The organism is Streptomyces sp. NPDC058279 (assembly GCF_042881255.1).
Classification (GTDB): Bacteria; Actinomycetota; Actinomycetes; order Streptomycetales; family Streptomycetaceae; genus Streptomyces.
Genome location: NZ_JBHVYA010000011.1, coordinates 84754 through 102511 on the forward strand (window position 1 = coordinate 84754; position 17758 = coordinate 102511).

General features: G+C 70.1%; 14 protein-coding genes. 9 read left to right on the top strand and 5 right to left on the bottom strand.

Going from position 1 to position 17758, the window contains the following annotated elements:
- Positions 1-157: 157 nt before the first annotated feature.
- The 7 genes from ACFVXJ_RS21390 to pgi all read left to right on the top strand — a co-directional run bounded on the left by ACFVXJ_RS21390 (position 158) and on the right by pgi (position 9206).
- On the top strand, positions 158-3118 hold the full coding sequence (locus ACFVXJ_RS21390) for a M14 family zinc carboxypeptidase (protein ID WP_389663735.1): 2961 nt from the start codon (positions 158-160) through the stop codon (positions 3116-3118).
- Positions 3119-3350: 232 nt separating this feature from the next.
- The gene (gene gap, locus ACFVXJ_RS21395; RefSeq protein ID WP_136216877.1) at positions 3351-4358 is read left to right on the top strand and encodes a type I glyceraldehyde-3-phosphate dehydrogenase; all 1008 of its coding nucleotides are present in this window, start codon (positions 3351-3353) and stop codon (positions 4356-4358) included.
- Between the two features lie 140 nt (positions 4359-4498).
- The gene (locus ACFVXJ_RS21400; RefSeq protein ID WP_389663737.1) at positions 4499-5710 is read left to right on the top strand and encodes a phosphoglycerate kinase; all 1212 of its coding nucleotides are present in this window, start codon (positions 4499-4501) and stop codon (positions 5708-5710) included.
- A 6-nt stretch (positions 5711-5716) separates the two neighbouring features.
- Complete coding sequence (gene tpiA / locus ACFVXJ_RS21405; protein ID WP_389663739.1) at positions 5717-6493, top strand: triose-phosphate isomerase; 777 nt, start codon at positions 5717-5719, stop codon at positions 6491-6493.
- 152 nt (positions 6494-6645) lie between these two features.
- Positions 6646-6867, top strand: a complete 222-nt coding sequence (gene secG / locus ACFVXJ_RS21410) for a preprotein translocase subunit SecG (protein WP_190182709.1) — start codon at positions 6646-6648, stop codon at positions 6865-6867.
- A 181-nt stretch (positions 6868-7048) separates the two neighbouring features.
- Complete coding sequence (locus ACFVXJ_RS21415) at positions 7049-7384, top strand: RNA polymerase-binding protein RbpA (RefSeq protein WP_007263454.1); 336 nt, start codon at positions 7049-7051, stop codon at positions 7382-7384.
- 163 nt (positions 7385-7547) lie between these two features.
- On the top strand, positions 7548-9206 hold the full coding sequence (pgi, locus tag ACFVXJ_RS21420; protein WP_389663917.1) for a glucose-6-phosphate isomerase: 1659 nt from the start codon (positions 7548-7550) through the stop codon (positions 9204-9206).
- Between the two features lie 115 nt (positions 9207-9321).
- Here the strand turns inward: pgi and pgl are convergent, their stop codons facing one another.
- The 5 genes from pgl to tkt form a co-directional block, all read right to left on the bottom strand.
- Positions 9322-10104, bottom strand: coding sequence for a 6-phosphogluconolactonase (gene pgl, locus ACFVXJ_RS21425; protein ID WP_389663919.1), 783 nt, complete (start codon positions 10102-10104; stop codon positions 9322-9324).
- 112 nt (positions 10105-10216) lie between these two features.
- Positions 10217-11269 carry a glucose-6-phosphate dehydrogenase assembly protein OpcA gene (opcA, locus tag ACFVXJ_RS21430; RefSeq protein WP_389663741.1) on the bottom strand — a complete coding sequence of 351 codons (1053 nt, stop codon included), beginning with the start codon at positions 11267-11269 and terminating at the stop codon, positions 10217-10219.
- Complete coding sequence (gene zwf, locus ACFVXJ_RS21435; protein ID WP_389663921.1) at positions 11266-12795, bottom strand: glucose-6-phosphate dehydrogenase; 1530 nt, start codon at positions 12793-12795, stop codon at positions 11266-11268. Before zwf ends, opcA begins: the two co-directional genes overlap by 4 nt.
- 2 nt (positions 12796-12797) lie before the next feature.
- On the bottom strand, positions 12798-13916 hold the full coding sequence (gene tal, locus ACFVXJ_RS21440; RefSeq protein ID WP_389663742.1) for a transaldolase: 1119 nt from the start codon (positions 13914-13916) through the stop codon (positions 12798-12800).
- A gap of 34 nt (positions 13917-13950) precedes the next feature.
- Positions 13951-16056 (bottom strand): transketolase, encoded by a 2106-nt coding sequence (tkt, locus tag ACFVXJ_RS21445; RefSeq protein WP_389663744.1) that lies wholly within the window; start codon positions 16054-16056, stop codon positions 13951-13953.
- A 272-nt stretch (positions 16057-16328) separates the two neighbouring features.
- Here tkt and ACFVXJ_RS21450 point away from each other — a divergent pair, with 272 nt between their 5' ends.
- Positions 16329-17276, top strand: a complete 948-nt coding sequence (locus ACFVXJ_RS21450; RefSeq protein WP_389663745.1) for a heme o synthase — start codon at positions 16329-16331, stop codon at positions 17274-17276.
- Positions 17277-17315: 39 nt separating this feature from the next.
- Positions 17316-17639 carry a hypothetical protein gene (locus tag ACFVXJ_RS21455; RefSeq protein ID WP_389663747.1) on the top strand — a complete coding sequence of 108 codons (324 nt, stop codon included), beginning with the start codon at positions 17316-17318 and terminating at the stop codon, positions 17637-17639.
- Positions 17640-17758 lie beyond the last annotated feature (119 nt).

The following is a 17758-nucleotide window of genomic DNA, read 5'->3' on the forward strand; positions in this document are numbered from 1 at the left end:
CGCGTTCCCCGGGCTGACCACGTCACGGAGCAGGGCCGGCAGGGACCCGCACGGGTGATCGTGCGGGTCCCCCGCCGTATGCCCCATTGACATGCGCATGGGCTGTCGTGAGCCTGGCTGCCAACGCTTTCGTGGCAGACGACGCCCAGGGGGGCACATGAGGCACCGCGCGAGATCGATCCTCGCCGCAAGCGCACTCGTCATCGGAACCACACTCGCCGCGTTACCCGTGGCGGCACACGCCCGACCCGCGGCGGACGGCGGAGCCGGACCGGCATCCGACGAGGTCCGGGTCTACGACGCCGACATCACCAAGGAACAGGTCCCGCTCGTCCTCGCCGCCGGCCAGGACGCCCACGAACTGGCCGAGCGCCCGCCGGCGACCGGGACGGCGAAGGTCGAACTGTTCCTCACCGCCCGGCAGGCCGGGGATCTCGCCGCACAGGGCGTCAAGATCGCCGAGCGCAAGATCGCCCCGTCCGCCCGGGCGGAGGCCCCCGGCGACGGCGTCTTCCGCCCGTACAGCGGCAAGGGCGGCCTCCAGGAGGAGATCCTCAAGACCGCCCGGGACAACGCGTCGCTCACCAAGGTCGTCTCCATCGGCAAGACCGGCCGGGGCAAGGACATCCTCGCCCTGAAGGTCACCAAGGACGCCAAGAAGACCAAGGACGGCGCCAAGCCGTCGGTGCTCTACATGTCCAACCAGCACGCCCGCGAGTGGATCACCCCCGAGATGACCCGGCGGCTGATGCACACCACGCTGGACGGCTACGGCAAGGACCAGCGCATCACCAAGCTGGTGGACTCCACCGAGATGTGGTTCCTGCTCTCCGCCAACCCCGACGGCTACGACTACACGCACGCCCCCGACGGGCAGCGGCTGTGGCGCAAGAACCTGCGGGACAACGACGGCGACGGCAAGATCACGGCCGTCGACGGCGTTGACCCCAACCGCAACTTCGCCTACCGGTGGGGCTACGACGACGAGGGTTCCTCCGAGAGCCCGTCGAGCGAGACCTACCGCGGCCCCAAGCCGAACTCCGAACCCGAGACCGTCGCCCTCGACGCGTTCGAGAAGCGCGTCGGCTTCAGGTACGCGATCAACTACCACTCGGCCGCCGAGCTGCTGCTCTACGGAGTGGGCTGGCAGGTCGCCACCCCCACCCCCGACGACGTCGCCTACAAGGCGCTCGCCGGCACCCCCGAGCACTCGGCGATCCCGGGCTACTACCCGCAGGTGTCCTCCGAGCTCTACACCACCAACGGCGAGGCCGACGGCCACGCGGCCAACGTCAACGGCGTCATGATGTTCACCCCGGAGATGAGCACCTGCCAGACGGCCTCCGCCGTCGACCCGAACGACCGTTGGAAGCCCGAGGACTGTCCGTCCGTCTTCAACTTCCCGGACGACGAGAAGCTCATCCAGGCCGAGTTCGCCAAGAACGTCCCCTTCGCGCTGTCGGTCGCCGAGAGCGCGGCGCACCCGGACCGGCCGGTGTCCTCCGTCGGCCTGAGCGCCGCCGACTTCACCGTGGATCCCTTCACCACCTCCTACGTACAGCGCGGCGAGGACCAGACCGTCTCGGTCACCGCCCGCAAGGCGCTCCAGGACAAGCAGCTCAAGTTCCGCGTCAACGGCGGCCGTACGCACGACGACGGGCTGAAGGCGTGGAAGGGCGGTGACGTCTACGGCGGCGACGACAACAACTGGTTCGACGAGTACCGGGCCAAGGTCGACGGCGCCAAGCCGGGCGACAAGGTCGAGGTCTGGTTCACCGGCCGCGACCGGGGCAGGGAACTCTCCAGCGAACACTTCACCTACACGGTGGCCGAGCGGCCCCGCGACGCGGACGTCCTGGTGATCGCCGAGGAGGGCGCCAAGGCCACCCACGCCCAGGAGTACGTCGACGCCCTGCGCGCCAACGGCAAGAAGGCCGCCGTCTGGGACGTCGCCACCCAAGGCGTCCCGCACCACCTCGGGGTGCTCTCCCACTTCGGCACCGTCGTCCACTACACCGGGGCCAAGACCCCCGGCGGTGAAACCCAGCTCGCCGTACGCGACTTCCTCAACGAGGGCGGCAAGCTGATCGAGGCCGGCGAGCAGGCGGGCGGCAACGCCCGCGTCGGCCGCGCCGTCACCGACGACTTCAGCCAGTACTACCTCGGCGCCTACGGCCGGGCCGGGGTCAGCGGGCCCACCGCCTTCACCGGAGCGGGCGCCCTCGCCGGGGCGAAGGGCGGCCTCGGGGACGCGGCGGGCAACCCCCTGGACGCCCCGGGGTCCTTCTCGGTGACCTCGGAAACGCTGCCACCGGCGCGGTTCCCGCAGTTCAAGAGCGCGCAGGCGGGCCAGTACGCCGGGGTCGTGAACCCGTACGCCCCCTACGCGGGCACCGGGATGGCGGCGGTCACCCACGAGGACAACGAGTGGAAGCGGCTGACCCGCACGCTCGACCTCACCAAGGTCTCCGCCGCCGACCGGCCGCAGCTCAAGATGGCCCTCAACTGGAACACCGAGCAGGGCTACGACCACGCCCTCCTGGAGGCGCACACCACCGGGGCGGAGGACTGGACCACGCTCCCCGAGGCCACCGGCCTCAGCAGCGCCGCCGTCCCCGCCGAGTGCGACGCCGGGTTCTTCGTCAACGGACACCCCTTCCTGCGCCACTACCTCGACCTGACCGCGGGCGGCTGCACTCCGCACGGCAGCAGCGGGGCGTGGAACAGCTTCACCGGCTCCTCGGGCGGTTGGAAGCAGGTCTCCTTCGACCTGAGCGCCTACGCCGGCAAGTCCGTCGAGGTCTCGCTGTCGTACGTCACCGACGGCGGGGCGGGCGGCCGGGGCGTCTTCGCGGACGAGGCGCGGCTCTCCGTCGGCGGGACGGACCAGACCGTCGAGGGCTTCGAGACCTCGCTGGGGGCGTGGACGGCCCAGGGCGCACCGGCCGGAAGTCCCGTCATCCCGGGGGATTGGTACAGGTCCGGGGAGCTCTTCAAGTCGTACGCGGCTGTCACTACGCGTGACACCGTCCTCTTCGGTTTCGGCCTGGAACACGTCCCGGCGGCGGCGGACCGAGCCGTACTCGTCGGTAGGGCACTCCGTTCGCTGAACCACTGATCCGAGGCTTAGCGGGCCCTCACTCCGGGTAACGGGGACAAGGTCCCAGAGGTCCCGTACCGGTACGTCCGGTACGGGGCCTCGCGGTGTCATTCCTGGGAAGCAGGGGAGTGTCAGCCGTCGGCCGATGTCACTCAGAAGCTCACGGAGAGGTAGGGTCGTAAGCGGTCGGGGACATCCCATACAGCTCGCCGGGGGACTTTTACCGGCGCACCAACGAGGAGATCGGTTCGTGACGATCCGCGTAGGCATCAATGGTTTTGGCCGAATTGGCCGCAACTACTTCCGGGCGCTCCTTGAGCAGGGAGCGGACATCGAGATCGTCGGTGTCAACGACCTGACTGACAACGCCACTCTGGTGCACCTGCTCAAGTACGACACGATCCTCGGCCGCCTCAAGGCCGAGGTCTCGCACACCGACGACACCATCACCGTCAACGGCAACACCTTCAAGACGTTCGCCGAGCGCGACCCCGCCAACCTGCCCTGGGGCGAGCTGGGCGCCGACATCGTCATCGAGTCGACCGGCATCTTCACCAAGAAGGCCGACGCCGCCAAGCACATCGCGGCCGGCGCGAAGAAGGTCCTCATCTCGGCCCCGGCCAAGGACGAGGACATCACGATCGTGATGGGCGTCAACCAGGACAAGTACGACGCGGCCAACCACCACGTCATCTCCAACGCCTCCTGCACCACCAACTGCGTGGCGCCGATGGCCAAGGTCCTCGACGAGAACTTCGGCATCGTCAAGGGCATGATGACGACGGTCCACGCCTACACCAACGACCAGCGCATCCTCGACTTCCCGCACTCGGACCTGCGCCGCGCCCGCGCCGCCGCCGAGAACATCATCCCGACCTCGACCGGTGCCGCCAAGGCCACCGCGCTGGTCCTGCCGCAGCTCAAGGGCAAGCTGGACGGCATGGCCATGCGCGTCCCGGTCCCCACCGGCTCGGTCACCGACCTCGTCCTGGAGCTCTCCCGCGAGACCACCAAGGAAGAGATCAACGCGGCCTTCCAGAAGGCCGCCGAGGGCCAGCTGAAGGGCATCCTCGACTACACCGAGGACGCGATCGTCTCCTCCGACATCGTGAACTGGCCCGCGTCCTGCACCTTCGACGCGTCCCTGACGATGGTTCAGGACGGTACGCAGGTCAAGGTCATCGGCTGGTACGACAACGAGTGGGGCTACTCCAACCGCCTCGTCGACCTGACCGTGTTCGTCGGCGGTCAGCTCTGATCGTCACGGCAGGCAGCACGATGTGAGGCACAGGGTCCGAGTGGCGCGACGAGGCGCCGCACGGGCCCTGTGGCTTGTCTCGTACCCTCTCACCCAGGTCGGGACGGAAACCCCGCGTGGGGATAAGGAGTAAGAAACACATGAAGACGATCGACGAACTTCTCGCCGAGGGCGTCTCCGGCAAGCGGGTGTTCGTCCGCGCGGACCTCAACGTGCCGCTCGCGGGCACCGAGATCACCGACGACGGACGCATCCGTGCCGTGCAGCCGACCATCGCGAAGCTCGCCGAAGCCGGCGCCCGGGTGATCGTCGCCTCGCACCTGGGCCGCCCCAAGGGCGCCCCGGACCCGGCGTTCTCGCTGGCCCCGGCCGCCGAGCGGCTCGGCGAGCTGCTCGGCACCGACGTCGCGTTCGCCACCGACACCGTCGGCCCCTCCGCCAGGGAGACCGTCGCGGCCCTCGCCGACGGCAAGGTCGCCGTCATCGAGAACCTGCGCTTCAACGCCGGCGAGACCTCGAAGGACGACGCCGAGCGCGGCGCGTTCGCGGACGAGCTCGCCGCGCTCGCCGACCTCTACGTCGGCGACGGCTTCGGCGCCGTCCACCGCAAGCACGCCTCGGTCTTCGACCTCCCGGCGCGGCTGCCCCACGCGGCCGGCTACCTCATCGCCACCGAGGTCGGCGTCCTGAAGAAGCTGACCGCCGAGGTCAAGCGCCCGTACGTGGTCGTCCTGGGCGGCGCCAAGGTCTCCGACAAGCTCGCCGTCATCGACCAGCTCCTCGGCAAGGCCGACCGCATCCTCATCGGCGGCGGCATGGCGTACACCTTCCTCTACGCCAAGGGCTATGAGGTCGGCATCTCCCTGCTCCAGAAGGACCAGGTGGACGTCGTCAAGGAGTACATGGAGCGCGCCGAGAAGAACGGCGTCGAGCTGGTCCTGCCGGTCGACATCCTCGCCTCGACGGACTTCCCCGACCTCAAGGGCAAGACCCCGGCCGACTTCACCACCGTCGACGCGGACCAGATCCCCGCCGACAAGGAGGGTCTGGACATCGGTCCCAAGACCCGCGAGCTGTACGCGTCGAAGATCGCCGACGCGGAGACCGTCTTCTGGAACGGTCCCGTCGGCGTCTTCGAGCACCCCGACTACGCCGGAGGCACCCGCGCGATCGCGCAGGCCCTCGTCGACAGCGACGCGTTCACCGTCGTCGGCGGCGGGGACTCCGCCGCCGCCGTGCGCACGCTCGGCTTCGACGAGAACGCTTTCGGCCACATCTCGACCGGTGGCGGCGCCTCCCTCGAATACCTCGAGGGCAAGACGCTCCCCGGCCTCGCCGCACTGGAGGTCTGACCCTCAATGACCACGCGCACCCCGCTCATGGCGGGCAACTGGAAGATGAACCTCAACCACCTCGAGGCCATCGCGCACGTCCAGAAGCTCGCCTTCGCGCTCGCCGACAAGGACTACGACGCCGTCGAGGTGGCGGTCCTGCCGCCCTTCGTCGACCTGCGTTCCGTCCAGACCCTCGTCGACAGCGACAAGCTGAAGATCAAGTACGGCGCCCAGGACATCTCGGCGCACGACTCCGGTGCCTACACCGGCGAGATCTCCGGCCCGATGCTGGCCAAGCTCTCCTGCACCTTTGTGGCCGTCGGCCACAGCGAGCGCCGGCAGTACCACGCCGAGACCGACGAGCTCTGCAACGCCAAGGTCAAGGCCGCCTACCGGCACGGGATCACCCCGATCCTGTGCGTCGGCGAGGGCCTGGACGTCCGCAAGGCCGGCCGCCAGGTCGAGCACACGCTCGCGCAGGTCGACGGCGGTCTGAAGGACCTCCCGGCCGAGCAGGCCGAGACCATCGTGATCGCCTACGAGCCCGTCTGGGCCATCGGGACCGGCGAGGTCGCCACCCCCGAGGACGCCCAGGAGGTCTGCGGGGCGATCCGCGGCCGGCTGGCCGAGCTGTACTCGCAGGAGCTGGCCGACAAGGTCCGCATCCAGTACGGCGGCTCCGTCAAGGCCGGCAACATCGCCGCGATCATGGCCCAGCCCGACGTCGACGGCGCCCTGGTCGGCGGCGCGGCACTGGACGCGGACGAGTTCGTCAAGATCGTCCGGTTCCGGGACCAGTAGAGCCGGGCCGTCCCCGCAGCGAGTAGGCGGCGGGACGGATCCGTCGTACCCTTGCGGGGGCCAGGAGGCCGCACTGCCGGCGACTGGCCCCCGCGCACCTCCCGGCGGAACCGGAAAGCCGGAAAGCCAGAAAGTAGGAATCAGCCGTGATTTTGGGGTTCTCGATCGCCCTGATCGTCTTCAGCGCCCTGCTGATGCTGCTCGTGCTGATGCACAAGGGCAAGGGCGGTGGCCTTTCCGACATGTTCGGCGGTGGCATGCAGTCGTCGGTCGGCGGCTCCTCGGTCGCCGAGCGCAACCTGGACCGCATCACCGTCGTGATCGGTCTGCTGTGGTTCGCCTGCATCGTCGCCCTGGGCCTGCTGCGGAAGTAAGCCGGAAGTCGACCGTTCCGGCCATTGTGCCGGTCCGGTACGCCCCCTGCGGCCTATCATGGGCTCCTGCGGGGGCGCCCCCTCCAGTTGCTGGACGGCCGCCCGGCCTTACGTAGACTTGGGCGCCCGCAGCGGAATACCCCTCACGCTCCGCGGCACCATCAGGCAGGGAGTTACGACCGTGGCAAGTGGCAACGCGATCCGTGGAAGTCGGGTCGGAGCGGGGCCGATGGGCGAGGCCGAGCGCGGCGAATCCGCGCCCCGCCTGCGCATCTCCTTCTGGTGCTCGAACGGGCACGAGACGCAGCCGAGCTTCGCCAGCGACGCGCAGGTGCCGGACACCTGGGACTGCCCGCGCTGCGGGTTCCCCGCCGGACAGGACCGGGACAACCCGCCGGCGCCGCCGCGCACCGAACCGTACAAGACGCACCTGGCGTACGTGCGGGAGCGGCGTACCGACGCCGACGGCGAGGCGATCCTCGCCGAGGCGCTCGCCAAACTCCGGGGCGAGATCTGAGAGTCGGCCCACGCCGTCGCACCGGAGAGTGACTTGGGGCCCGGCCCGCGGAAGAGACAATCCCGCGGGCCGGGCCCCTTTGTGCGCGTTGTCCCCCTTCACATCCCTTAAGTTGGGGCGTGGCGGGGCACAACAGGACGGAAGAAGTGGGTTGATGTCCGAGATGAACGCAGACGGCCGCAGGACGAGGCTCAACCGGACGCCCGAGTGGTCGGCACTCGGCAAGCACCGGGAAGCGCTGGGTCAGACGCATCTGCGGGAGCTGTTCGAGACGAATCCGGACCGGGGCACCGGTTACACCCTGCGGGTCGGGGACCTGCACATCGACTACTCGAAGCACCTCGTCACCGACGAGACGCTCGCGCTCCTGCGCGACCTGGCGTCGGCCACGGGCGTGGCCGAGCTGCGCGACGCGATGTTCCGCGGCGAGAAGATCAACACGACGGAGGACCGGGCGGTCCTGCACACCGCCCTGCGGGCCCCCCGGGACGCGGTGGTCGAGGTGGACGGCGAGAACGTCGTCCCCGCCGTCCACGCCGTCCTCGACAAGATGGCCGCCTTCTCCGAGCAGGTCAGGTCGGGGGAGTGGACCGGGTCCACCGGCAAGCGCATCAAGAACGTCGTCAACATCGGGATCGGCGGTTCCGACCTCGGTCCGGCGATGGCCTACGAGGCACTGCGCGCCTTCACCGACCGCGACCTGACCGTGCGGTTCGTGTCCAACGTGGACGGCGCCGACCTGCACGAGGCGGTACGGGACCTCGACCCCGCCGAGACGTTGTTCATCATCGCCTCCAAGACGTTCACGACGATCGAGACCATCACCAACGCCACCTCTGCGCGCACCTGGCTGCTGGCCGGACTGGGCGGCGAAGACGCCGCGGTGGCACGGCACTTCGTGGCCCTGTCGACCAACGCCGAGAAGGTCGAGGAGTTCGGCATCGACCCGGCCAACATGTTCGGGTTCTGGGACTGGGTCGGAGGCCGCTACTCCTTCGACTCCGCCATCGGACTCTCCCTGATGATCGCGATCGGCCCGGACGCCTTCCGGGAGATGCTGGGCGGCTTCCACACCGTGGACGAACACTTCCGTACGGCGCCGCCGGAGCGGAACGCGCCCCTGCTGATGGGCATGCTGGGCGTCTGGTACGGGGGCTTCTTCGACGCGCAGTCGCACGCGGTGCTGCCCTACAGCCACTACCTCTCCCGGTTCACGGCCTACTTGCAGCAGCTCGACATGGAGTCCAACGGCAAGTCCGTGGACCGGGACGGCAACCCGGTGGACTGGAACACCGGGCCGGTCGTCTGGGGCACGCCGGGCACCAACGGGCAACACGCCTACTACCAGTTGCTCCACCAGGGCACCCGGATGATCCCGGCGGACTTCATCGGCTTCGCCCGTCCGGTGGCGGAGCTGGAACCGGAGTTGACGGCCCAGCACGACCTGCTGATGGCGAACTTCTTCGCGCAGACCCAGGCGCTGGCCTTCGGCAAGACGGAAGAGGAGGTGCGGGCCGAGGGCGTTCCCGAGGCGCTGGTCCCGCACAAGACGTTCCGGGGGAACCACCCGACGACGACGATCCTCGCGGAGGAGCTGACGCCGGCGGTCCTCGGCCAGCTGATCGCCCTGTACGAGCACAAGGTGTTCGTCCAGGGGGCGGTGTGGAACATCGACTCGTTCGACCAGTGGGGTGTGGAACTGGGCAAGGTGCTGGCCAAGCGGGTCGAGCCCGCCCTGGTCGACGGCTCCCACCTGGAGGATCTCGACCCGTCCACCCGGGCGCTGGTCACCACCTACCGGGAGCTGCGCGGCCGGTCCTGACCCGGTGACGGCGGGGGCGGGGGCCCGGAGCCCTCGCCCCCGCCGTCCGGCAGCCGTCCGTCAGACCGGGGCGACCGTCGGGCCGGGGCGACCCGTAGGGCTCCCGGGCGCCCCGTCAGGCCGAGGCCGGCGGGTAGAGGCCCGGCGGCAGCTTGGCCGCCGCCGGACGGTCCAGCAGCCACAGGGTGCGGCTGCGCCCGTACGCGGCCGCGGCCGGGGCCTGGACGCTCCCCGCGCCGCCGAGCGCGATGGCCACCGCGCCCGCCTTGTCCTCGCCCGCCGCGAGGAGCCAGACCTCACGCGCGGCCCGGATCGCCGGGAGGGTCAGTGACACCCGGGTCGGCGGCGGCTTCGGCGCACCGTGCACCCCGACCACCGTGCGGTCGCTCTCGCGCGCCGCCGGGTGCTCCGGGAACAGGGACGCCACGTGCGTGTCCGGGCCCACGCCCAGCATCAGCACGTCGAAACGGGGAACGGGGCCGTGGTCCTCAGGCCCCGCGGCCTTGCGGAGCTCCTCGGCGTAGGCCGCGGCGGCCGCGTCCACGTCCGCCCCGTACGGGCCGTCCGAGGCCGGCATCACGTGGACCCGTGCCGGATCGACGGGGACCGCGTCCAGCAGCGCCTCCCGGGCCTGGACGTGATTGCGCTCGGGGTCGTCGGCGGGGACGTAGCGCTCGTCGCCCCACCACAGGTCGAGCCGGGACCAGTCGATGGCGTCCCGGGCCGGGGCCGCCGCGAGCGCGGCGAGCAGCCCGTTGCCGTTGCGGCCTCCGGTCAGCACCACCGAGGCGCTGCCGCGGGCCGCCTGCGCGTCCACGACCTTCGTGATCAGCCGGGCCGCGGCCGCCTGGGCCATCAGCTCCTTGTCCCGGTGGACGACGACCTGCGGAGTCGTCATACCCATGTGCGTGCCGCCTTCTTGCTCGTGCCGGACGCCTCGGCGCCGGACGGAACGGAAACGGCCGCCGGTCGGACCCCCGTGCGGGGGCCCGACCGGCGGCCGTGGAACGTCACTGCTTGGCCGCGGCCTTCTTCGCCGCGGACTTGGCGGCCGGCTTCGCCGCCGGAGCGTCGGCGGACGCGCCGCCGGTCGCCGCGGGGGCCTCGGCGGCCGGCGCGGCGGCGACCGGCGCCGGCGCCGTCTCCAGCCGGGTCACACCGAACTTCAGCGACGCCTCGTAGGTGTTGTCCGGGTCCAGCCGGCGCAACTCCTCCGCCAGCAGCTCGGCGGTCTCGCGGCGCTTGAGCGCCACCGACCGGTCGGGCTGACCCGGCATGCACAGCGTTGCCAGGGCGCCGTCCGCGCGGTCCAGGACGATCTGGCCGTCCTTGGTCTCCAGGCGTACGGCGGTCAGACCCGGCCCCTGGGACAGGGTGCGCGTCACCGGCACGTCCAGCCGGTCCGCCAGCCACATGGCCAGCAACTCGCAGCTCGGGTTCTCGTCCTCGCCCTCGACGGTGGCGGAGACGACCGACACCGTCTGCTGGTCCAGGGCGGCGGCCAGCATCGAGCGCCAGGGAGTGATCCGGGTCCAGGCCAGGTCCGTGTCGCCGGGCGCGTAGGCCTCCGCCCGGGCACCGAGGGCGCCGATGGGGTCCTCGGAGGAGTACGTGTCCGTGATCCGGCGCTGACCGAGCGCACCGAGCGGGTCGCCGGCGAGGTCCGTCGGCGCCCCCTCCGGCCACCAGACGACCACGGGGGCGTCGGGCAGGAGGAGCGGGAGGACCACCGACTGGGCGTGGTGGACCAGTTCACCGTGCAGGCGCAGCACCACCGTCTCGCCGGTGCCCGAGTCCGCCCCGACGCGGAGCTCCGCGTCGAGCCGGGCGTCGCGACGGCTGCGGGGGGAGCGGCTGACCCGCCTGACCGCGACGATGATCCGCGAAGGGTGTTCGTGGGACGCGTCGTTCGCCGATTTGAGCGCGTCGTACGCGTTCTCCTCGTCGGTCACGATCACCAGCGTGAGGACCATGCCGATGGCCGGCGTGCCGATGTCCCGGCGCGCCTGCACCAACGCGGCGTTGATCTTGCTGGAGGTGGTCTCCGTAAGATCGATCTTCATGGCCGGCGCCAGCTCCGTCCGTCTCGTGCGAGCATCTCGTCCGCCTCGACCGGCCCCCAGGTGCCCGCCGGGTACTGCGCGGGCTTCCCGTGCTTGTCCCAGTACTCCTCGATCGGGTCGAGGATGTTCCAGGACAGTTCCACCTCCTGGTGGCGCGGGAAGAGGTTCGCGTCACCCAGCAGGACATCGAGGATCAGCCGCTCGTACGCCTCGGGGCTGGACTCGGTGAAGGACTCGCCGTACGCGAAGTCCATCGTCACGTCGCGGACCTCCATGGAGGTGCCCGGAACCTTCGAGCCGAACCGCACCGTGACGCCCTCGTCCGGCTGGACCCGGATGACCAGGGCGTTCTGCCCCAGCTCCTCGGTCGCACCCGACTCGAACGGCAGGTACGGCGCCCGCTTGAAGACGACCGCGATCTCGGTCACCCGACGGCCCAGGCGCTTGCCCGTCCGCAAGTAGAACGGAACGCCCGCCCAACGGCGGTTGTTGATCTCCAACCGGATCGCCGCGTACGTGTCGGTCTTCGACTTGGGGTCGATGCCGTCCTCTTCGAGGTAGCCGACGACCTTCTCGCCGCCCTGCCACGCCGCCGAGTACTGGCCGCGCACGGTGTGCTTGCCCAGGTCCTCCGGCAGCTCCACGGCGGTCAGCACCTTGAGCTTCTCGGCCACCAGCGCCTTGGGGTGGAAGGAGCCCGGCTCCTCCATCGCGGTGAGCGCCAGCAGTTGCAGCAGGTGGTTCTGGATGACGTCACGGGCCGCGCCGATGCCGTCGTAGTACCCGGCCCGGCCGCCGATGCCGATGTCCTCGGCCATCGTGATCTGTACGTGGTCGACGTACGACCGGTTCCAGATGGGCTCGAACATGGTGTTGGCGAAGCGGAGCGCCAGGATGTTCTGGACGGTCTCCTTGCCGAGGTAGTGGTCGATCCGGAAGACCTCGTCACGGGGGAAGACCTCGTGGACGACCTTGTTGAGTTCCTCGGCGCTCTTGAGGTCGTGGCCGAAGGGCTTCTCGATGACGGCACGCCGCCAGGAGCCCTCCTTCTGCGCCAGACCGTGGTCCTTGAGCTGCTGGACCACCTTGGGGAAGAACTTGGGCGGCACGGACAGGTAGAAGGCGAAGTTGCCGCCCGTGCCCTGCGCCTTGTCGAGCTCCTCGATCGTGGCCTTGAGGGTCTCGAAGGCCGCGTCGTCGTCGAACTCGCCCTGGACGAACCGGCAGCCCTGGACCAGCTGCTGCCAGACCTCCTCGCGGAAGGGGGTGCGGGAGTGCTGCTTGACGGCCTCGTACACCTCGTGGGCGAAGTCCTCGTCCTGCCACTCGCGACGGGCGAACCCGATCAGCGAGAAGCCCGGGGGCAGCAGGCCGCGGTTCGCGAGGTCGTAGACGGCGGGCATCAGCTTCTTGCGCGACAGGTCACCCGTAACGCCGAAAATGACCAGGCCGGACGGCCCCGCGATGCGCGGGAGCCGCCGGTCCTGTGCGTCACGAAGCGGGTTCGCTCCGTTCACCGACAAAATACTCAGTCCTCCGCGGGGGCGAGGCGCTCGAGCTCCGCCTGGGTCGACTTCAGCAGGTCGTTCCACGACGCCTCGAACTTCTCGACGCCTTCTTCCTCCAGCAGCTGCACCACATCGTCGTACGAGATGCCAAGCTTGGCGATCGCGTCGAGCTCGGCGCGGGCCTGCTCGTAGGTGCCGCGGATGGTGTCGCCGGTGATCTCGCCGTGGTCGGCCGTGGCCTCCAGGGTGGCTTCCGGCATGGTGTTGACGGTGCCGGGGGCGACCAGGTCCACCACGTACAGGGTGTCCTTGTACGCCGGGTCCTTCACGCCGGTCGAGGCCCACAGCGGGCGCTGCTTGTTGGCGTGTGCCCGGTCCAGGGCGGCCCAGCGCTCGGAGGAGAAGACCTCTTCGTACGCCTCGTAGGCCAGCCGGGCATTGGCCAGCGCCGCCTTGCCCTTGAGGGCCTTCGCCTCGGGGGTGCCGATCTCGTCCAGCCGCTTGTCGATCTCGGTGTCCACGCGGGACACGAAGAAGGAGGCCACCGAGTGGATTTGAGAGAGGTCCAAGCCCGCGGCCTTGGCCTTCTCCAGGCCCGCCAGGTAGGCGTCCATGACCTGGCGGTAGCGCTCCAGGGAGAAGATCAGCGTCACGTTGACGCTGATGCCCCGGCCGATGACCTCGGTGATCGCGGGCAGGCCGCCCATGGTCGCCGGGATCTTGATCAGGGTGTTCGGGCGGTCCACCAGCCAGGCCAGCTGCTTGGCCTCGGCGACGGTCGGCTTCGTGTGGTGCGCGAGGCGCGGGTCGACCTCGATCGAGACCCGGCCGTCCTGGCCCTCGGTCGCGTCGAAGACCGGCCGCAGGATGTCGGCGGCGTCGCGGACGTCCGCCGTGGTGATCATGCGGATGGCTTCCTCGACGGTCACCTTGCGGGCGGCGAGGTCCGAGAGCTGCTGGTCGTAGCCGTCGCCCTGGCTGATCGCCTTCTGGAAGATCGACGGGTTGGTGGTGACACCGACCACGTGCTGCTGGTCGATCAGCTCGGCGAGGTTGCCGGACGTGATGCGCTTGCGGGACAGGTCGTCCAGCCAGATCGCCACGCCCTCGTCGGAGAGGCGCTTGAGTGCGTCTGTCATGGGAATTGCATCTCCTACTGGTCGGGTACGGGCGTCAGCGCGCAGCGGCTGCGGTGCCACGGCTTTCGTCGAGGGAGGCCCGGGCGGCGGCGGCCACGGCCTCGGGGGTGAAGCCGAACTCGCGGAACAGCACCTTCGCGTCGGCCGAGGCACCGAAGTGCTCCAGCGACACGATGCGGCCCGCGTCACCGACGTAGCGGTGCCAGGTCAGGCCGATGCCGGCCTCGACCGCGACGCGGGCGCGGACGGAGGGCGGCAGGACGCTGTCCTTGTACGCCTGGTCCTGCTCCTCGAACCACTCGACGGACGGCATCGAGACCACCCGGGTCGGGATGCCCTCGGCCTGCAGCGCCTCGCGGGCGGCCACGGCGAGCTGGACCTCGGAACCGGTGCCGATGAGGACGACCTCGGGCGCACCGCCCTCCGCCTCGAACAGCACGTACCCGCCCTTGGCGGCGTCGTCGTTCAGCTCGTACGTCGGCACGCCCTGACGGGTCAGCGCCAGCCCGTGCGGGGCGCCCTTGCCGAACACCTTGGTGTGCCGGCGCAGGATCTCGCGCCAGGCGACGACGGTCTCGTTCGCGTCGGCCGGCCGGACCACGTTCAGGCCCGGGATGGCGCGCAGCGAGGCGAGGTGCTCGACCGGCTGGTGGGTCGGGCCGTCCTCGCCGAGGCCGATGGAGTCGTGCGTCCACACGTAGGTGACCGGCACGTGCATCAGCGCCGACAGCCGCACGGCGTTGCGCATGTAGTCGGAGAACACCAGGAAGGTGCCGCCGTAGATGCGCGTGTGACCGTGCAGCGCGATGCCGTTCATGGACGCGGCCATGGCGTGCTCGCGGATGCCGAAGTGGATCGTGCGGCCGTACGGGTCGGCCTCCGGCAGCGGGTTGCCCTCCGGCAGGAACGAGGAGTTCTTGTCGATGGTGGTGTTGTTGGAGCCGGCCAGGTCGGCCGAGCCGCCCCACAGCTCCGGGATGACCGGGCCGAGCGCCTGGAGCACCTTGCCGGAGGCCGCGCGGGTCGCGACGCCCTTGCCGGGCTCGAAGACGGGGAGCTTGTCCTCCCAGCCCGCGGGCAGCTCGTTGGCCTCGATGCGGTCGAACTCGGCGGCGCGCTCCGGGTTGGCGGTGCGCCAGGCGGAGTAGTCCTTCTCCCAGGCGGCCTTGGCCTCGCGGCCGCGGTCCAGCGCCTTGCGGGTGTGCGCGATGACCTCGTCGGAGACCTCGAAGGTCTGCTCCGGGTCGAAGCCGAGGACGCGCTTGGTGGCGGCGACCTCGTCGTCACCGAGGGCCGAGCCGTGCGCGGCCTCGGTGCCCTGGGCGTCGGGGGCCGGCCAGGCGATGATCGAGCGCATGGCGATGAAGGACGGACGCCGGGTCTCGGCCTTCGCCGCCTTGAGCGCCTCGAACAGCGCCTTCGGGTCGAGGTCGCCGTTCTCCTTCGGGGCGACGCGCTGGACGTGCCAGCCGTACGCCTCGTAGCGCTTGAGGGTGTCCTCCGAGACGGCCGTCTCCGTGTCGCCCTCGATGGAGATGTGGTTGTCGTCCCACAGCAGCACCAGGTTGCCGAGCTTCTGGTGGCCGGCCAGTGCGGACGCCTCGTGGGAGATGCCCTCCTGGAGGCAGCCGTCGCCCGCGATCGCGTAGATCATGTGGTCGAACGGGGAGGTGCCCGGGGCGGCGTCCGGGTCGAACAGGCCGCGCTCGTAGCGGGCGGCCATGGCCATGCCCACCGCGTTGGCGACGCCCTGGCCGAGCGGGCCGGTCGTGGTCTCGACACCGGCGGTGTGCCCGTACTCCGGGTGGCCGGGCGTCTTGGAGCCCCACGTCCGGAACGCCTTGAGGTCGTCCAGCTCCAGGCCGAAGCCGCCGAAGTAGAGCTGGGTGTAGAGGGTGAGGGACGAGTGCCCCGCGGAGAGCACGAAACGGTCGCGGCCGACCCACTGGGGGTCCGCCGGATCGTGGCGCATGACCTTCTGGAACAGGGTGTACGCGGCGGGGGCCAGGCTCATCGCCGTTCCCGGGTGGCCGTTTCCGACCTTCTGGACCGCGTCGGCGGCCAGGATGCGGGCGGTGTCGACGGCCCGCTGGTCCAGTTCGGTCCACTCGAGCTCTGTGGTGGTCGGCTTGGTGCTCACCGTGAGTCAGGGCTCCTCTCCACATGTTGTTTCCCGGTGACGAACGGTGCACCGGCGCGATTCCGAGCCTACCCCCGAGACGGCGTGCCACTATTCGAGAGCCGGTAGTGCGTCGCCTTGTCGGCCACAGGTGTTCACCTGCGCTCGGGCCGATCGGCCCAACACGAGGCGACCCCGGCGCCGGGCGGGGTGAGGGCAACGTCTAGAGTGGCGTGGTACGTGCGAGCCTTGCCGGGCCTCCTGCCCGCGGCTCGCTGAATTCTCTGTCAGGGGTGCGTGTGACGGCCGTCGAATCCCGTCCAGCGGGGGTGCTGGGGAGCCCTCCCGGTCACCGGCCGTTCGGGGCCAGGGTCATGGCTTTCGTGGCTTTGACCAAGCCGCGGATCATCGAACTTCTGCTGATCACCACAGTGCCGGTGATGTTCCTCGCCGAACAGGGCGTGCCGTCCCTGTGGCTGGTCCTCGCGACCTGTTTCGGCGGATACCTGTCGGCCGGCGGCGCCAACGCGCTGAACATGTACATCGACCGCGACATCGACGCGCTGATGGACCGTACGTCGCAGCGCCCGCTGGTCACCGGCATGGTGAGCCCGCGCGAGTGCCTGGTCTTCGGCATCACCCTCGGCGTCGTGTCGACCCTGTTCTTCGGCCTGCTGATCAACTGGCTGTCCGCCGCGCTCTCGCTCGGCGCGCTCCTCTTCTACGTCGTCGTCTACACGATGCTGTTGAAGCGGCGCACCGCCCAGAACATCGTCTGGGGCGGCATCGCGGGCTGCATGCCGGTGCTCATCGGCTGGTCGGCGGTGAAGAACGAGGTCTCCTGGGCCGCGGTCATCCTCTTCCTCGTCATCTTCTTCTGGACGCCGCCGCACTACTGGCCGCTGTCGATGAAGGTCAAGGACGACTACGCGCGGGTCGGCGTGCCGATGCTGCCGGTCGTCGCGGGCAACAAGGTCGTGGCCCGTCAGATCGTCCTCTACAGCTGGGTGATGGTGGCCGTCTCGCTGCTGCTGACGCCGCTGGGCTACACGGGCTGGTTCTACACCTCGGTCGCGCTGCTGGCGGGCGGCTGGTGGCTGTGGGAGGCGCACGCGCTGAACGCGCGGGCCAAGGCCGGCGTGACGGGCGCGAAGCTCAAGGAGATGCGGCTGTTCCACTGGTCGATCACCTACGTGTCGCTGCTCTTCGTCGCCGTGGCCGTGGATCCCTTCCTCCGCTAATACTTCCTCCCTTCATTACCCGCCGGTAGCATGCCGTTCATGGCAGACACCACCGCGGACACCGCAGACACCAAGAAGCAGGACCGTAAGGCCGCGAAGCTGGCCAAGCGGATCGGCGCGTTCGCCGCGCGGCACGGCGGCGCCGAGGGGCAGCTCGCGCACATCGGCCAGGCCGGCACCCGGATCGTGCTCGTCGGCACGGACGGCGGCTGGGGCGACCTGGTCGCCCCGACCTACGCGGTGGCCGAGCGGGCCGCCGAGAAGGCGGGCCTGACCCTCCACGAGGAGTTCGACGGCGAGTTCGCCGCCCGGGTGAGGACCGGCCCCTACGAGTGGTCGCGCATGGCCGGAATCCAGCTCTGATCGGGGCTCGGTTCGCGTGCCGACTCCGGTGGTGCAACGGAGCTTCCCGCCCGCGGTCCGGAAGAGGGGCGGCTCGGTCAAGCGCGCGAGCAACACCTGGCGCGCCGCTCACCCGTTAG

What these genes read in the sequence shown, in the direction of transcription:
- ACFVXJ_RS21390 (WP_389663735.1), top strand. Translation starts at nt 158, where the DNA reads ATGAGGCACCGCGCGAGATCGATCCTCGCCGCAAGCGCACTCGTCATC.
- ACFVXJ_RS21400 (WP_389663737.1), top strand. Translation starts at nt 4,499, where the DNA reads ATGAAGACGATCGACGAACTTCTCGCCGAGGGCGTCTCCGGCAAGCGG.
- tpiA (WP_389663739.1), top strand. Translation starts at nt 5,717, where the DNA reads ATGACCACGCGCACCCCGCTCATGGCGGGCAACTGGAAGATGAACCTC.
- pgi (WP_389663917.1), top strand. Translation starts at nt 7,548, where the DNA reads ATGAACGCAGACGGCCGCAGGACGAGGCTCAACCGGACGCCCGAGTGG.
- pgl (WP_389663919.1), bottom strand. Translation starts at nt 10,104, where the DNA reads ATGACGACTCCGCAGGTCGTCGTCCACCGGGACAAGGAGCTGATGGCC.
- opcA (WP_389663741.1), bottom strand. Translation starts at nt 11,269, where the DNA reads ATGAAGATCGATCTTACGGAGACCACCTCCAGCAAGATCAACGCCGCG.
- tal (WP_389663742.1), bottom strand. Translation starts at nt 13,916, where the DNA reads ATGACAGACGCACTCAAGCGCCTCTCCGACGAGGGCGTGGCGATCTGG.
- ACFVXJ_RS21455 (WP_389663747.1), top strand. Translation starts at nt 17,316, where the DNA reads ATGGCAGACACCACCGCGGACACCGCAGACACCAAGAAGCAGGACCGT.